This window comes from uncultured Microbacterium sp. (genome assembly GCF_947632095.1).
GTDB lineage: Bacteria > Actinomycetota > Actinomycetes > Actinomycetales > Microbacteriaceae > Microbacterium.
In genome coordinates this window covers 178210-193243 of the sequence record NZ_CANROA010000001.1, presented here as the reverse complement: position 1 = coordinate 193243, position 15034 = coordinate 178210, and the positions used below count along the sequence as shown (strand labels likewise).

Here is a 15034-nt window from a genome sequence, read left to right as displayed (position 1 = left end):
ATGCCGAACATCGCAGTGGAACTCGGAAAGCAAGCAGCCTCCTTCGGAGTGAAGAGCGCGTACGGTGAAACCCAGGACGTCGACGGCGTGAGCATCACGCCCGTCGCGCTGACCATGTCCGGCTTCGCCGGCGGTGCGGGAGGCGCGGAGAGCGCCGAAGGCGGCAGCGGAGAGGGCGGAACTGGCGGGGGCGTATCCGTTCCGCTGGGCGTATACGTGCGCCGAGAAGAGGGGCTGCGGTTCGAACCGAACATCGTCACGCTTCTGGCCGTAGCGATTCCTTTCGTCTGCGTCGCCGGTCGCGCGCTGGCTCGCGTCATCCGTGCGCTCAAGAAGTAACGATCCGTTCGCCCTGGCGCTCCAGCGCGGCACCGCCGCGGTTCTGGACGCCGTGGTGGCGGTTGAAGCATCCAATCCGGTCGTGCTGATCGATGGCAGATCGGGGGCGGGGAAGACGACGCTTTCTCGGATGCTCACCGCGAACTGGCCGCTTTCAGCGCGGCCGCAGCTCGTGGCGCTGGATTCGATCTATCCCGGTTGGGACGGCATGGATGCCGGCGCCGAGAAGGCTCTGCACGATGTGCTGCGTCCGCATGCGCGGGGCCTGCTGAGCACGTGGCGCCGCTGGGACTGGAACGATCAGAGCGAAGCAGAGGCGCACGCGGTGAGTCCTGCGCTCGGGCTCATCGTCGAGGGGTGCGGCGTCCTCACCCCGGCATCTGCGCGGATCGCCGATGTGCGCGTCTGGGTCGAATCTCCGGAAACGTCGCGCAAGCGCCGTGCCCTCGAGCGGGATGGCGATGGATTCCGTCCTCACTGGGATCGATGGGCGACGCAGGAGGACAAGCACATCGCGCGCGATGATCCACGCAGCCTCGCCGACGTGACGGTCGTTCTGCCCTAGTCGTCGGTGGGCGGATCCTCCGCGTACTCATCGAGCGCATCGGCGAGCGCGACCAGGGAATCCAGGCGGAAGCCCAACCAGTCGTAGACCCCGAATCGATCGTCGTCGTCATCATGGTCGTCGTCGTCGATCACGCCGAGACGGTCCGCGATGATCACCCGCAGCGCTGCGAGTGTGCGCAACCAGGAGTCGACGTGCGCCGCGGTGATGTCCACCGTGACCTGAGCCATCGCATCGGCTTCGTCGTCGAGATCCGCCACGGGGGCGAGCCCGTCGAGCATCGCCCGGGCATCCGTGGCCCGACGCCCCAGGAGATCTGTGCGGGTGAGCGCAGCGAACTCCGCGGAGGCGTGCTCGTCACCCGGGTAGGCGCTCGGCGTCAGCCGGGCGAGTGCTGGGTCCGTCGGATCGTCGACGGCGAGGAGCCCGGTGAGGTCCTCGACGAGCCGGCGCAGGTTCACGGCCTCGATGTGCGCCATCTCGAGGCGGATCATGCGCTCCATCATGCATCCGCCTTCCGCACGGTCGCCCACAGTCCGTAATCGTGCATCGCCTGGGCGTGCACCTCCATCGTCTCCCGGGGCCCGGTCGCGACGATCGCATGTCCGTCGTGGTGGACGGCGAGCATCAGTTGCGTCGCGTGCTCCTTCGAGTATCCGAAGTACGTGCGGAAGACGCGCACGACGTAGCTCATGAGATTCACGGGATCGTTCCAGACGACGACCTGCCAGGGCACCAGCGGCGCGGCCTGCAGATCGACGTCTTCATCGAGGTCGGGAGCCGGACTCGACATGCTCATCACGCCCATCCCATCTCATGCAGCCGGTCATCATCGATGCCGTAGAAGTGCGCGATCTCGTGCACCAGAGTCGTGTGGACCTCATCGCGCAGCTCCTGTTCGTCATCGCACTGGGCGAGGTGCGGTTCACGGTAGATGATGATGCGATCGGGAAGATCGCCCATGCCGTAATGGCCGCGCTCGGTCAGCGCGAGGCCGTCGTACAGGCCCAGCAGGTCGAGACTGCCGTCCTCCGGGCGGTCCTCGACGACGAACACGACATTGTCGAGTCCGTCGACCATCTCATCCGGCAGCTGATCGAGCTCGTCGATGACGAGTTCCTCGAAGGCCGTGGCATCCATCTCCATCGTGTCCAGCCTATGGGGCCGGAGCCGTCAGTGGACGACGAGCAGGAGTATGGCGAGGCCGAGAAAGAGCGCTCCGAAGAGCGCGTTGAGCGTGCGCACCCCCGTGCGGGTGCGGGTCAGACGGCGGAACGGGCGGGCCGCCGTCGCGAAGAAGCCCCACATCACGATCACATCGACGACGATGACCGTCCCGATGAGGATCAGATACTGGGGGAGAGCCGGCTGATCGAGGCGGATGAACTGCGGCACGAAGGCCAGGAATAAGACGATGGCCTTCGGATTCAGCACGTTCACCCAGAATCCGCGCCGGATCATCGATAGGCGCCCTTCGCGTGTCGGCAGCGGGCCATCGTCGGCAGCCGGCTCGGGAACGCGACTGAGGATCATTCGGATGCCGAGGAAGACGAGATAGGCCGCGCCCGCGCAGCGGATGCCGTTGAACAGCACGGGGGGAGCGGGAGACGATCAGCCCCACACCTGCGGCGACGATGATGACGTGCACGATCAGAGCGATCTGCTGCCCGATGATCCCCCAGACGGAACGGCGCCACCCCTGAGCAAGCGCATTCGACATGGTGTTGATCGCACCGGCGCCGGGCGTGAAGCTGATCACGACGGATGCCCCCAGCACGGAGAGCCAAGCGGTCAGGGTCACAGAGCGATTCTATGGATTGCCCATGCTGTATGTCGTCGCTCGGCAGGAGCCACCGCTGCCGAGACACGGACCGATCACGGTCGACGGCGGATGGATCATGCCTCGACGGCCGGGCGTGCCGGGCTCTCTGCCGAACAGTGGCTCACATGCAAAGATCCCCCACCTGCATACAGGCGGGGGATCTCTCTGGGGTGGCTAACGGGACTTGAACCCGCGACCCCCGCGACCACAACGCGGTGCTCTACCAACTGAGCTATAGCCACCATGTTCCCGCCGAAGCAGGCAACTCCATAAGTGTATTACATGTCTGAGGTGAACTTTGACACAGCGCGCTCCGAAATGGCCCGAGCCTCGTCGCTGGTGGGTCCGGGATCGGCCACGAACACCGCTTCTCGGTAGTAGCGGAGCTCACGGATCGATTCAAGGATGTCAGCCAGTGCGCGGTGTCCGCCGTTCTTCGCGGGGGCTTGGAAGAAGACCCGCGGGTACCAGCGGCGGGAGAGCTCCTTCACACTGGAGACGTCGACGTTGCGGTAGTGCAGGTACTGGTCGATCTGCGGCATGTATTTCGCGAGGAACATGCGGTCGGTGCCGATCGTGTTGCCGGCGAGCGGAGCCTTGCGCTCCTGCGGCACGAACCGCCGGATGTACGCGAGCGTCTGCGTCTCGGCCTCGGCAAGCGAGACGCCGTTCGGGATCTCTTCGATGAGCCCGGAGGTCTCGTGCATGTTCGTCACGAAGTCGTTCATATTCGCCAGAGCGGAGTCGCTGGGCTTGATGACGACCTGGAACCCCGTGTCGACCGGTCGGAGTTCGAAATCGGTGATGACGACGGCGATCTCGACGAGTTCATCGACGGCGAGGTCGAGTCCCGTCATCTCGCAATCGATCCAGACAAGGCGGTCGTTCTCGGACGCAGATACCATGGGGTCATTCTATCGAGGGCAGGGACATCGCCCTGGTAGCGTAGAGAGGTCCGCCTCCGTAGCTCAGCGGAAGAGCAACGGCCTTCTAATCCGTCGGTCGCAGGTTCGAATCCTGCCGGGGGCACAGTCATCCATTGCGCAGCGACTGCACAGCGTCGTCTGCGCGCCAGAAGTCGCCGACGGGACGGAACGTCGAGGTCGGACGGTGCAGCCGTTCCGCGCGATATCGAAGACCCTCATCGGCGGACATCACGCGCAGGTGCCCGATGATGCGTTCGGTGCCATTCTCGACGACCCGCCAGAGCCGATCGGATGCTCGGACCAGATGCTCTCGCGGGGAGTCGATGTTCGGCTGGAGTGATGGTGTTCTCAATGCGCTGGTCATGGCTCCTCCGTTCGCAACGACCGTAGGACGGGCTTCCGACATTGCGCCGACACCCGTTCTGCACGATTCCCTGCGCCGGGGCCTTTGCGCACATGTCCCGGGTTCTGGGCGATGGCGTCACCCGGCGGGAACGCATTCTGGGAGGCATCCGGGCAGGGTCCCGGACGATCGAAGGAGAGCGAAATGAATGACAGCGTCACGATTCTCGGGCGTGTTGCAGCCGATCCGAATCGGAACACCACCAGCGCCGGGGTGCCCGTGGTGAACTTCCGCGTGGCCAGCACGCAGCGCCGTTTCGACAACAAGTCGGGCCAATGGGTCGATGCCGGGACGAACTGGTACAACGTGTCGGCCTTCCGCCAGCTCGCCGAGCATGCGAAGTCTTCCCTGCGGCAGGGGCACCCGGTGATCGTCACGGGAAAGCTCAAGCTCCGCGAGTGGGAGAGCGGCGAGCGCCGCGGGATCAGTGCCGACATCGATGCCGATTCGATCGGACACGACTTGCGTTGGGGAGCGAGCGCCTACGTGGCGGCATCCCCGCGCGTCGTCGCCGGGGCTTCGGCGGAAGTGGCCTCGAATCCAGCAGGACACATGGCTGGGAGCTCGCAGCTACACGGTGGGGAGGTCGCGCTCGACGGCCGCGATACCGCTGAGAATTCCGAATCCGACGAGGACTGGCGTTTGCCGGCGTGAGATCGGTGCGGGACGGAGCCGGCGAATCCAGTGCGAGTGCGCACGCATCATGAGCGACGGTCGGCGGGGTGCGCCGTAGGATCGGAGCGTGCCTCGTCGACTTCGCCCTGTACGTTCCATCTCCGCAGCAGCGGGAGTGCTGCTGGCCGGTGCGCTCGTGTTGACCGGATGCTCCCTCCTCCCGGACCTGGGCTTCACGGGCGATCCGGAGCCGACGGCGACGATCAGTGCACCCGTGCCGGAGGGCACCGCGGTCCCGTCGGGTCCTGCGCTGGTTCCCGATGGAACCGCGCAGGACAACCTGCCGCTCTTCCAATCCGTGACGGCCGAGGTCTGGGCCTCAGACCAGCGCGCCTCCGGGCGCGCCTATATCGATGCTCTGGTGGCGGCAGGCTTCGACAAGGCGGCCATGCAGGTCACGGAAGACGCATCGACGGTCGGAAACGCCGCCGAGAGCCTGCAGTTCTCCGTCCGCTGGGGGAATGCGGAGTGCCTCGTGGGTCAGGTGGGCCCTTCGACCGGTGATCCGGTCACCATTGTCGTCGACCAGCTCGCCGAAGGGCGCTGCCTGATCGGAAAAACCCGACTGATCGACTGGTGACCCAGAGCCGGTAGGCTGGAGTGTCGATCCTCGACGCCTACTTAAGGAGCGGTTTTCGGTGGCAGAGTACATCTACTCGATGGTTCGTGCGCGTAAGGCTGTGGGTGAGAAACTCATCCTCGACGACGTGACGATGTCGTTCCTGCCGGGAGCGAAGATCGGCATGGTCGGTCCGAACGGTGCTGGAAAGTCGACGATCCTCAAGATCATGGCCGGCCTCGATCAGCCGTCCAACGGCGAGGCGAAGCTGACGCCCGGCTTCACGGTCGGCATTCTCATGCAGGAGCCGGAGCTCGACGAGTCCAAGACGGTTCTGGAGAACATCCAGGACGGCGTCGCGATCAAGGCCAAGCTCGACCGCTTCAACGAGATCTCCGCCCTCATGGCAGACCCGGATGCGGACTTCGATTCGCTCCTGGCTGAGATGGGCGTTCTGCAGGAGGAGATCGACGCGGCCGACGGTTGGGACCTCGACTCCCAGCTGGCCCAGGCGATGGATGCTCTGCGCACCCCGCCGGCGGATGCATCGATCGCGCCCCTCTCCGGTGGTGAGAAGCGCCGCGTCGCTCTGGCCAAGCTGCTGCTACAGAAGCCCGACCTGCTGCTGCTCGACGAGCCCACCAACCACCTCGACGCCGAGAGTGTTCTCTGGCTCGAGCAGCATCTGAAGTCCTACAAGGGTGCCGTCATCGCGATCACCCACGACCGGTACTTCCTCGACAACGTCGCGGAGTGGATCGCCGAGGTCGACCGCGGACGCCTCTACCCGTACGAGGGCAACTACTCGACCTACCTCGAGAAGAAGGCCGAGCGCCTCGAGATCCAGGGCAAGAAGGACGCCAAGCTCTCCAAGCGTCTGAAGGACGAGCTCGAGTGGGTCCGCTCCAGCGCCAAGGGTCGCCAGACCAAGTCCAAGGCGCGTCTGGCGCGTTACGAGGAGATGGCTGCTGAGGCCGAGCGCACTCGGAAGTTGGACTTCGAAGAGATCCAGATCCCCGCGGGCCCGCGCCTGGGCTCCGTGGTCATCGATGCGAAGAACCTCAAGAAGGGCTTCGGCGACCGCGTCCTGATCGACGGCCTGAGCTTCAGCCTGCCGCCGAACGGCATCGTCGGCATCATCGGCGCCAACGGTGTCGGCAAGACGACGCTCTTCAAGACCATCGTCGGCCTCGAGCCGCTCGACAGCGGCGATCTCAAGATCGGCGAGACGGTCAAGATCAGCTACGTCGACCAGTCGCGAGCGAGCATCGACCCCGAGAAGAACCTCTGGGAGGTCGTCTCCGACGGGCTCGACTTCATCACGGTCGGCAAGACCGAGATCCCCTCGCGCGCCTACGTCTCGAAGTTCGGATTCAAGGGCCCGGATCAGCAGAAGAAGGCCGGTGTCCTCTCCGGTGGTGAGCGCAACCGACTCAACCTCGCTCTGACGCTGAAGGAGGGCGGCAACCTGCTGCTGCTCGACGAGCCGACGAACGACCTCGACATCGAGACGCTGAGCTCGCTCGAGAACGCACTCCTCGAGTTCCCGGGTTGCGCCGTGGTCATCACCCACGACCGCTGGTTCCTGGACCGCATCGCGACGCACATCCTCGCCTATGAGGGCACGGATGAGAACCCTGCCCAGTGGCACTGGTTCGAGGGCAACTTCGAGTCGTACGAGAAGAACAAGATCGAGCGCCTCGGTCCCGATGCGGCGAACCCGCACCGTTCCACGCACCGCAAGCTCACGCGTGACTGACGAGAACATGGCATCGGCCCCGGCGGAATCCGCCGGGGCCGATGCCCGTCTCCACCTGCCGATACATCTGCGCTGGGGCGACCTCGACGCGTTCAACCACGTGAACAACACGTCGATGCTCAAGCTGCTCGAAGAGGCACGTGTGCGGGCCTTCTGGAAAGCGGACGACACAGAGGACGCCCCGCCGACAGCCGTGATCGAGTCCGGCATCGAGCAGGGCGTTCTGACGCTCATCGCCCGCCAGGAGATCGAATACCTCGCTCCGGTGCCGTACCAACGTCGTCCGCTCGAAGTGCAGATGTGGTTCGGGAAGATCGGCGGATCCAGCGTCGAGGTCTGCTATGAGGTCTTCAACGATCCCTCCTACGACGCGCGCGTCCTCTACGCGCGCTCGACGGCCGTCATCGTGCTCGTGGATGCGGCCACAGGTCGGCCGGTGCGAGTCTCGGAAGACATGCGGCGCGTATGGGGCCCGTATGTCGGACGGCCGATCGCCTACGCGCACCGCTGACGTCGGACCGTCGACGACGGGGCCGAGAACTGTCAGTCCGTGGGGACGCGGATCATGATCTCCTGCGCGACGCTGGCGACGAGAACACCCTCGCGCGTGTAGATGCGACCGGTGGACAGGCCTCTTCCGCCGCGCGCATTCGGCGACTCCTGAACGTACAGCAGCCACTCGTCGACCCGCGCCGGACGGTGCCACCACATCGCGTGGTCGAGGCTGGCGACCTTGAGCCCCCTCGTCGACCACGGGATGCCGTGGGCGCGCAGGATCGACTCCTGGATGGTCATGTCGCTGAGGAACGCGAGAGCGGCGCGATGCAGACGCGGGTCGTCCGGCATCGGGGCGCGCATGCGCATCCAGACCATCTGGCCGGCCTGCTTCGCGCCGTCAGCGGTCACGTACAGCGGTGACTCCACGTGCCGAATGTCTGCCGGGCGCTCGCTGAAGAGCCGCTGAGTGATCGGGTGGGCGTCGTGCAGCAGATCCTCGTCGGAGGGGATATGCTCCGGCTCGGGGACCCCGTCTGGCATGGCTGCCGCATGCTCGACGCCGGGGGCCTCGTCCTGGAACGAGGCGATCATGGAGAAGATCGGCACACCGTTCTGGTACGCCTGCGAACGCCGGGTCGAGAAGGAGCGTCCGTCGTGGACGCGGTCGACCGCGATCGTGAGGCCCTGGGCCGAGTCCCCGGGACGCAGGAAATAGCCGTGCATCGAATGGGCCGCGCGTTCGATCGGCATGGTGCGCTCGGCGGCGATCAACGACTGCGCGAGCACCTGACCGCCGTAGATCCGTCCGCTCGGCATGCTCTGCGACTGGCCGGTGAAGATGTCTTCGGTGGTGCGGGCGCGGGTCTCATCGAGGTCGAGGACATCGAGCAGGTTCTGGACGGATTGCCGTGCCTCGGCTTCTGCGGTCATGCCGGCCCTTTCTGCGACCGATGATCGCCTCATCGGTAGTCTAGATCCTGTGTCTGCACGCCTCCTCCTCGCCGATCCCGATACGGCCCGTGATGTCCTGACCTTCGTGGGCCGAGCACGGAAGGCCTCGGATGAGGGCATTCGGCTGCAGGCGTCCGGGGGAGTGCTCGCTCTGACGGCGCCGGCACTGGCCCCGCAGGGGCTGTTCGATCAGACCCCGACGATCCTCGCGATGCGGATCGTCCGCGCGGATCCTGAGCTGGTCTGCGATCTCGTGATCGATGAACTCATGGCGGACGAGGACGAGAAGAGGATGCTGGTGCTGCCGGAGAGCGGCTTGTCGCCCTCCTGGGCGGGGATCTCGCCTCCGCGCGGGGGCTGGGAGCCCGCAGGCGATCTCGAGGCCTCCACGGTCGCGCAGCGCGCGCAATGGGGGATCAGCGCCGTTGCACGCGGTGCGGGGGCCGGGTCCGGGGAAGAAGCGGTCCGTTCCCTTCGAGCGTCGATCTGGGGCGAGCCGGATGAAGATCTTCTCGGTCTCCCGCGCGGTGTGGCCTTCGCCGCTCATGCGTTCGGCTTCATCTCCGGTGAGGAGCAGGTGAGGGTCACGTCCGCGGGACGCTGGCACCGGCTCGCGTTCTCCCGCGGACATGTGCTGGCCAGGGGACCGATGGCCACGGGCCTCACGGCGGTGCGCCTGACCGGAGGCGAATCCTGAGACATCAGCGCGCTGCTGCGCGCCCCGCCTGGCGGCCCGAGAACAGGCAACCGCCGAGGAATGTGCCTTCCAATGCGCGGTAGCCATGCACACCACCGCCTCCGAAGCCACTGGCTTCCCCCACAGCGAACAGGCCGGGGATCACGGTGTCATGCTCATCACGGGCTCGTCCGTCGAGGTCGGTCTTGATCCCGCCGAGCGACTTGCGCGTGAGGATGTGCAACTTCACCGCGATCATCGGCCCGGCGCCCGGATCTGTGAGTCGGTGGGGAGCGGCGGTGCGGATCAGGCGGTCTCCCCGGTAGGACCGCGTCGCGCGCAGCATTGAGATCTGCGCGTCTTTACCGAAACCGTTGGTGATCTGTGCATCGCGGGCGCGGACTTCGCGGCGCACTTGATCGACATCGAGCACATCACCGCCGGCATGACGGGCCATTTGACGGAGTAGCGTTTCGAAGTCGTCCTCGACGATGAAGTCCTCACCCTCGTCGAGGAACGACTGGACTGGTCCTGTCGGTCCCTTCGCCAGCCGAGACTTCAGGAGGAGGCCGACGTCCTTGCCCGTCAGGTCGGGGTTCTGCTCGCTGCCGGAGAGGGCGAACTCCTTCTCGACGATCCGCCTCGTCGTGATGAACCAGGAATGATCGTGCCCGGTGATGCGCAGATGCTCGAGCGTGCCCAGCGTGTCGAATCCCGGGTAGAGAGGAACGGGAAGCCGTTTGCCTGTCGCATCGAGCCAGAGGGAGGACGGCCCCGGCAGGATTCGGATGCCATGGCTCGGCCAGACGGGATCCCAGTTCGAGATGCCTTCCACGTAGTGCCACATGCGATCGCCGTTGACCAGGTGCGCTCCCGCCGCAGTGGAGACCGCCTGCATGGATCCGTCGACATAGGACGGAACGCCGGAGAGCATGCGCGCGGGCGGCGTTCCCAGACGTGCTGGCCAGGCTGCGCGAACGAGGTCGTGGTTCCCGCCGATCCCGCCCGACGCGATGATGGTCGCACCCGCGCGGATCTCGAAGTCGCCGACGCGCTCCCGCGCGCTCTCGACGCCGCGGGGAGCGGGGGAGTCGACGAGCCGGACACCACGGGCACCCACCACAGCACCATCATCGCTCAGGAGCTCGGTCACCCGGTGTCGAGGCAGGACGGTGATGACACCATCGTCCTCGCCCCGGTGCACAGCATCCGAGAAGGGCGCCACGATGCCCGGTCCGGTTCCCCAGGTGATGTGGAATCGCGGAACGGAGTTCCCGGGGCCGATGGCGCCGTAACCGCCGCGCTCCGCCCAACCGACGACAGGGAAGAAGCCGATGCCGAGGGAGCGCAGCCAGGCGCGCTTCTCACCGGCGGCGAAATCCAGATAGGCGCCGGCCCATTCGCGGGGCCAATGGTCCTCATCGCGATCGAATGCGGCGTTGCCGAACCAGTCGTCCTGTGCGAGCTCGAGGGAATCATGGACCCCCATGCGTCGCTGCTCGGGCGAGTCGATGAGGAACAGGCCGCCGAAGGACCACCACGCCTGCCCGCCGAGATTGCTCCTCGGCTCCTGATCGACGATCACGACGCGTCTGCCGGCGGCGACGGCTTCCGTAGCCGCGACCAGGCCGGACAGCCCCCAGCCGATGACGAGAACGTCGGTGGACAGGGGCCTGTGCGTCATGTGTTCTCCGTCGAATCCTGACTGACTTCACGAGTCGGGAGCTCGGTGCGCCCCGCGGGCGTCGGGCGGATGCCCGGATGCTCCATGGTGTTCACCATGGCATGCGCAGCTCGATCCAGGTAGTCCCAGAGCGTTGCATCGTGCAGAGGGGAGAGCTGGATCTCGTCGAGAGAGGTGCGCATGCAGCGCAGCCACCGGTCGCGGGCATCCGAGTCGACGCGAAACGGCATATGGCGCATCCGCAGCCGCGGATGACCCCGTCGTTCACCGTACGTCGTGGGCCCGCCCCAGTACTGGACGAGGAAGAGCGTGAAGCGCTCCGCGGCCGGACCGAGATCCTCCTCGGGGTACATGGGCTTGAGCACGGGATCGAGCGCCACTTCCCGGTAGAAGCCGTCAACGATCCTCTCGAACGTGGCGTATCCGCCGACCTCGTCGTAGAACGTCATGCATTGTCCTTCGGTGCGCTCGGGGGCTTCGGGTCTTTCTTGCGCCAGATGCCTCGTGCGGGGGGAACGCCGGTGACCGAATTCGGACGGGTGTGCGGTGGGTTCGCTCCGCGCACGCGGCGTGCGCCGGCGATGCCCGTCGGCGTCACCGACTCGAGAGAGGGGACTGCGAGATCGAGTCCTTCGACCGCTCCCTTCAGCCGCATCCGCAGCTCTCTGGCGGCATCATCCATGGCGTTCGCGCGCGTCTTCATGACCACGCGGATGATCAGCGCTTCGCCCTCGACGGACTCCATGCCCCAGACCTCGGGACGTTCGATGATTCGGGTTCGCCACTTCGGATCCTTGGCGAGCTTGTCGGCGGCAGCGAGGAGCGCAGTCTCGACCTCGGGGACATCCGCGTTCGCCGGGACTCCGATGTCGACGATCGCCCGCGCCCACCCCTGGGACATGTTCCCGATGCGGGTGACCTCGCCGTTGCGGACATACCAGAGCGTGCCGTTGACATCGCGCACGTGCGTGATGCGCACGGCGACGTACTCGACGACGCCCGTGGCGAGACCCATGTCGACCATGTCGCCGATGCCGATCTGGTCTTCCGCGACGATGAACAGACCGTTGAGAACGTCTTTCACGATGTTCTGCGCGCCGAAGCCGAGGCCGGCGCCGACCGCTGCGGTCAGCAGCGTGAGCGAACCGACCAGGTCGGGTGCGAGCCGCGTCGTGATCATCACCAGAGCGACGATCGCGATCACGACATTGACGATGTTTTGCAGGATCGTACCGAGTGTTCGCGTGCGCTGGACGAGCCGCATATCGGCCAGGGGCGAGCGCTCGAGCGCCTGCGTGTCGTCGACGTTCGCCTTGACCTTGGCACTGTTGACGATGCGCCGCACGATCCTGCGGATCGCGAGCCGCAGGAGGAACGCGATGACGACGCTCACGACCAGGATTGCGAGCACGTGCGCCATGTTGGCACCGGCCTCGGCCAGCCAGCGGAAGAACGAGCCGAGGGTCTCTTCCAGCCACAGCGGGAACGAGCGGGGCTCGGGCGCGATCTCGAACGGGACGGTGCTCACGCTCCGATCCTAGCGAGCGGGCCTCGGATGCGGCTGTGCGCCGCGTCCGAGGCCCGCTCGATTCCGTGCCGAAGAGGTCAGTCCTGGGTTTCGTCCTCTTCCGCATCGCGAACCTGGGCGGCCAGGGCGCGCTCGACGTCGGCCAGTCCCTCGCTCACGAGACGACGCAGCGCCGGGGCGACGTCGGTGTTCTCGGCGAGCCACGCGCGGGTCGCATCCCGCAGCTCAGCGTTGGCCAGCGGGGTCGGGTACAGTCCGACGATCAGGTAGCTGGCGATCTGGTAGGTACGCGATTCCCAGACCGGAAGCAGCATCTCGAAGTAGCGCGGAACGAACTCGCCGAGCACCTCGGTGCTGTTCGGGTGGACGAACCCAGCGGCCGAGGAACGGACGATCGTGTTCGGCAGATCGGCGCTGTCGATCAACGAGGCCCATGCGGACTGCTTCGCGGCGGACGTCGGCAGCGCCGCACGTGATTGCGCGGCGAACTCGGCCCCCTTGGAGGTGTTGTCCGCGGCCAGTGCGGCCTCGATCGCCGCGGCATCCGTCGCACCGATCGAGGCGAGTCCCACGAGGAGCTGCCACGACAGGTCGGTGTCGATCTCGAGCCCGGGGAGGGAATCCTCGCCGGAGCGCAGACGGCCGATGATGCCCGCCTGCTCGGCGTCGGTCAGCGAAGCGGCGAAGGCGGTGACGAACTGCAGCTGGCTGTCGCTGCCGGCGGCTGCGCCTTCGGCGAGCTCCCACAGCCCGTTGGCGATCTTCGCGCGGGCCGCGTCGCGCTGCGCCGGCGCGACGTACTGGTTGGCCGCCGTGCGCAGCTGCGCGAGCGTGGTGCGGACGGTCGTCGACTCGGTCTCGCGTCCGATGTTTCCGAGCACGAGATCGATGTATGCGGATGCCGGCATCTCGGCGTCGCGGGTCTGATCCCAGGCTGCGCCCCAGACGAGCGAGCGGGCCAGCGGGTCGGCGATCTCGCCCAGGTGCGCGATCGCGGTGGCCAGCGAACGCTCATCGAGGCGGATCTTCGCGTAGGCGAGATCCTTGTCGTTGAGGAGAACGAGGTCGGGGCGCTTGTGGCCCTGGAGCTCCGGGATCTCGGTGCGATCGCCGTCGACGTCGACTTCCTCGTAGTGCGTGCGGGTGAGCGCGCCGTCGATGACATCGTAGAGACCGATGCCGAGGCGGTGCGGGCGGATCGTGGGGTAGTCGGCGGGCGCCGTCTGCGTGATCGCGAAACGCGAGATCAGACCATCCGCGTCTTCGGCGATGACCGGGGCCAGCGTGTTGACGCCCGCCGTCTCGAGCCACTTCTGCGACCAGGTGGTGAGATCGCGGCCGCTGGTGGCCTCGAGCTCGCCGAGCAGATCGCTCAGCTCGGTGTTGCCCCAGGCATGCTTCTGGAAGTATTGGCCGACGCCCGCGAAGAACGCGTCGATCCCGACCCAGGCGGCGAGCTGCTTGAGGACCGATCCGCCCTTGGCATAGGTGATGCCGTCGAAGTTGACGTAGACGTCTTCGAGGTCATTGATCTCCGCGACGATCGGGTGCGTGGAGGGGAGCTGGTCCTGGCGGTAGGCCCAGGTCTTCTCCATCGCGTTGAACGTCGTCCACGCCTCGGTCCACTCCGTGGCCTCGGCAGTGGCGATCGTGGACGCCCACTCGGCGAAGGACTCGTTCAGCCAGAGGTCGTTCCACCACTTCATCGTGACGAGGTCGCCGAACCACATGTGGGCGAGTTCGTGCAGGATCGTGACGACGCGGCGCTCCTTGACAGCATCCGTCACCTTGCTGCGGAAGACGTACGTCTCGGTGAACGTGACGGCGCCCGCGTTCTCCATGGCACCGGCGTTGAACTCGGGGACGAAGAGCTGGTCGTACTTCTCGAACGGGTACGCGACGCCGAACTTCGACTCGAAGTAGGCGAAGCCCTCGCGGGTCTTGTCGAAGATGTAGTCGGCGTCGAGGTGCTCCCACAGGCTCTTGCGGCCGTAGACGCCGAGCGGGATCACGCGGCCGTCGGAGCTGGTGAGCTCGGAGAAGGTCGCCTCGTAGGGGCCGGCGACCAGCGCCGTGATGTACGACGAGATGCGCGGGGTCGGCGCGAAGCCCCACGTCGCGACGTCGTCATGGACGATCGGCTCGGGGGTGGGGGAGTTCGAGACGACCTTCCACGCCGAGGGTGCGGTGACCGTGAACTGGAACGTCGCCTTCAGATCGGGCTGCTCGAACACCGCGAAGACCCGACGGGAATCCGGAACCTCGAACTGCGAGTAGAGGTACACCTCACCGTCGACGGGGTCGACGAAACGGTGCAGGCCCTCACCGGTATTGGTGTACTCGCAGTCGGCATCGATGACGAGCACGTTCTCGGCCTGCAGGCCGGACAGTGCGATGCGCGAGTCGGCGAAGACCTCGTCCGGTGCGATCAGCTCGCCGTTGAGCGAGATCTCGCGCACATCGCGCGCGATCAGATCGATGAACGTGGAGCTCCCCGGCGTGGCGGTGAAGCGGACGACGCTGCGGGATCCGAAGACCTCGGCGCCCTTCGTCAGATCGAGTGAGATCTCGTACGACTGGGTGTCGACGATCGCTCGGCGCTCCTGCGCCTCGATACGGGTCAGGTTCTCTCCAGGCACAGCTTTTTCT

Annotated in this window: 17 protein-coding genes, 2 tRNA genes and 1 pseudogene; 8 read left to right on the top strand and 12 right to left on the bottom strand. The window is 66.2% G+C overall.

All coding sequences use genetic code 11. The features are described 5' to 3' along the window. Both Q0Z66_RS00970 and Q0Z66_RS00965 read left to right on the top strand, forming a co-directional pair. The gene (locus tag Q0Z66_RS00970; protein ID WP_298036572.1) at positions 1–339 is read left to right on the top strand and encodes a hypothetical protein; all 339 of its coding nucleotides are present in this window, start codon (positions 1–3) and stop codon (positions 337–339) included. Beyond that, positions 323–904 carry a hypothetical protein gene (locus Q0Z66_RS00965; protein ID WP_298036569.1) on the top strand — a complete coding sequence of 194 codons (582 nt, stop codon included), beginning with the start codon at positions 323–325 and terminating at the stop codon, positions 902–904. The genes Q0Z66_RS00970 and Q0Z66_RS00965 overlap by 17 nt, the downstream gene beginning before the upstream one ends. Here the strand turns inward: Q0Z66_RS00965 and Q0Z66_RS00960 are convergent. From Q0Z66_RS00960 to orn, 6 genes and pseudogenes are all read right to left on the bottom strand, one after another. After that, positions 901–1410: a DUF2017 family protein gene (locus Q0Z66_RS00960; RefSeq protein ID WP_298036566.1), complete on the bottom strand. Its 510-nt coding sequence runs from the start codon at positions 1408–1410 to the stop codon at positions 901–903. The two genes, Q0Z66_RS00965 and Q0Z66_RS00960, sit on opposite strands and share 4 nt — an antisense overlap. Beyond that, the gene (gene clpS / locus Q0Z66_RS00955; RefSeq protein ID WP_298036563.1) at positions 1407–1712 is read right to left on the bottom strand and encodes an ATP-dependent Clp protease adapter ClpS; all 306 of its coding nucleotides are present in this window, start codon (positions 1710–1712) and stop codon (positions 1407–1409) included. Before clpS ends, Q0Z66_RS00960 begins: the two co-directional genes overlap by 4 nt. Then, positions 1703–2050 (bottom strand): metallopeptidase family protein, encoded by a 348-nt coding sequence (locus Q0Z66_RS00950; RefSeq protein ID WP_298036560.1) that lies wholly within the window; start codon positions 2048–2050, stop codon positions 1703–1705. Before Q0Z66_RS00950 ends, clpS begins: the two co-directional genes overlap by 10 nt. A 27-nt stretch (positions 2051–2077) precedes the next feature. Beyond that, positions 2078–2705, bottom strand: a pseudogene (locus Q0Z66_RS00945) (LysE family transporter). A gap of 187 nt (positions 2706–2892) precedes the next feature. Then, positions 2893–2968 (bottom strand) — tRNA-His (locus Q0Z66_RS00940). A gap of 36 nt (positions 2969–3004) precedes the next feature. Next, positions 3005–3631, bottom strand: coding sequence for an oligoribonuclease (gene orn, locus Q0Z66_RS00935; RefSeq protein WP_298036558.1), 627 nt, complete (start codon positions 3629–3631; stop codon positions 3005–3007). Between the two features lie 52 nt (positions 3632–3683). On the opposite strand from orn, the gene Q0Z66_RS00930 reads away from it, so the two are divergent. After that, positions 3684–3755: transfer RNA gene (locus Q0Z66_RS00930), tRNA-Arg, on the top strand. A 3-nt stretch (positions 3756–3758) separates the two neighbouring features. On the opposite strand, the gene Q0Z66_RS00925 is transcribed toward Q0Z66_RS00930, so the two are convergent. Continuing rightward, on the bottom strand, positions 3759–4016 hold the full coding sequence (locus Q0Z66_RS00925) for a hypothetical protein (RefSeq protein WP_298036555.1): 258 nt from the start codon (positions 4014–4016) through the stop codon (positions 3759–3761). Between the two features lie 183 nt (positions 4017–4199). On the opposite strand from Q0Z66_RS00925, the gene ssb reads away from it, so the two are divergent. The 4 genes from ssb to Q0Z66_RS00905 all read left to right on the top strand — a co-directional run bounded on the left by ssb (position 4200) and on the right by Q0Z66_RS00905 (position 7559). Then, positions 4200–4709 (top strand): single-stranded DNA-binding protein, encoded by a 510-nt coding sequence (ssb, locus tag Q0Z66_RS00920; protein WP_298036553.1) that lies wholly within the window; start codon positions 4200–4202, stop codon positions 4707–4709. Between the two features lie 88 nt (positions 4710–4797). After that, entirely contained in the window at positions 4798–5310 is a 513-nt protein-coding gene (locus tag Q0Z66_RS00915; RefSeq protein WP_298036551.1) for a hypothetical protein, read from the top strand. Between the two features lie 58 nt (positions 5311–5368). Then, entirely contained in the window at positions 5369–7048 is a 1680-nt protein-coding gene (gene ettA / locus Q0Z66_RS00910) for an energy-dependent translational throttle protein EttA (protein WP_298036548.1), read from the top strand. Positions 7049–7055: 7 nt separating this feature from the next. Further along, positions 7056–7559, top strand: coding sequence for a thioesterase family protein (locus tag Q0Z66_RS00905; RefSeq protein WP_298036724.1), 504 nt, complete (start codon positions 7056–7058; stop codon positions 7557–7559). Between the two features lie 32 nt (positions 7560–7591). Here Q0Z66_RS00905 and Q0Z66_RS00900 read toward each other — a convergent pair whose 3' ends face one another. Continuing rightward, positions 7592–8476, bottom strand: coding sequence for an acyl-CoA thioesterase II (locus Q0Z66_RS00900; RefSeq protein WP_298036546.1), 885 nt, complete (start codon positions 8474–8476; stop codon positions 7592–7594). A 49-nt stretch (positions 8477–8525) separates the two neighbouring features. On the opposite strand from Q0Z66_RS00900, the gene Q0Z66_RS00895 reads away from it, so the two are divergent. After that, on the top strand, positions 8526–9194 hold the full coding sequence (locus tag Q0Z66_RS00895) for a hypothetical protein (protein WP_298036544.1): 669 nt from the start codon (positions 8526–8528) through the stop codon (positions 9192–9194). Between the two features lie 4 nt (positions 9195–9198). On the opposite strand, the gene Q0Z66_RS00890 is transcribed toward Q0Z66_RS00895, so the two are convergent. The 4 genes from Q0Z66_RS00890 to pepN form a co-directional block, all read right to left on the bottom strand. Then, on the bottom strand, positions 9199–10857 hold the full coding sequence (locus tag Q0Z66_RS00890; protein ID WP_298036542.1) for an FAD-binding dehydrogenase: 1659 nt from the start codon (positions 10855–10857) through the stop codon (positions 9199–9201). Then, positions 10854–11306, bottom strand: a complete 453-nt coding sequence (locus Q0Z66_RS00885) for a globin (RefSeq protein WP_298036540.1) — start codon at positions 11304–11306, stop codon at positions 10854–10856. The genes Q0Z66_RS00890 and Q0Z66_RS00885 overlap by 4 nt, the downstream gene beginning before the upstream one ends. Next, positions 11303–12385, bottom strand: a complete 1083-nt coding sequence (locus tag Q0Z66_RS00880) for a mechanosensitive ion channel domain-containing protein (RefSeq protein WP_298036538.1) — start codon at positions 12383–12385, stop codon at positions 11303–11305. Before Q0Z66_RS00880 ends, Q0Z66_RS00885 begins: the two co-directional genes overlap by 4 nt. Before the next feature lie 77 nt (positions 12386–12462). Further along, positions 12463–15024: an aminopeptidase N gene (pepN, locus tag Q0Z66_RS00875; protein WP_298036537.1), complete on the bottom strand. Its 2562-nt coding sequence runs from the start codon at positions 15022–15024 to the stop codon at positions 12463–12465. Positions 15025–15034: the final 10 nt, after the last annotated feature.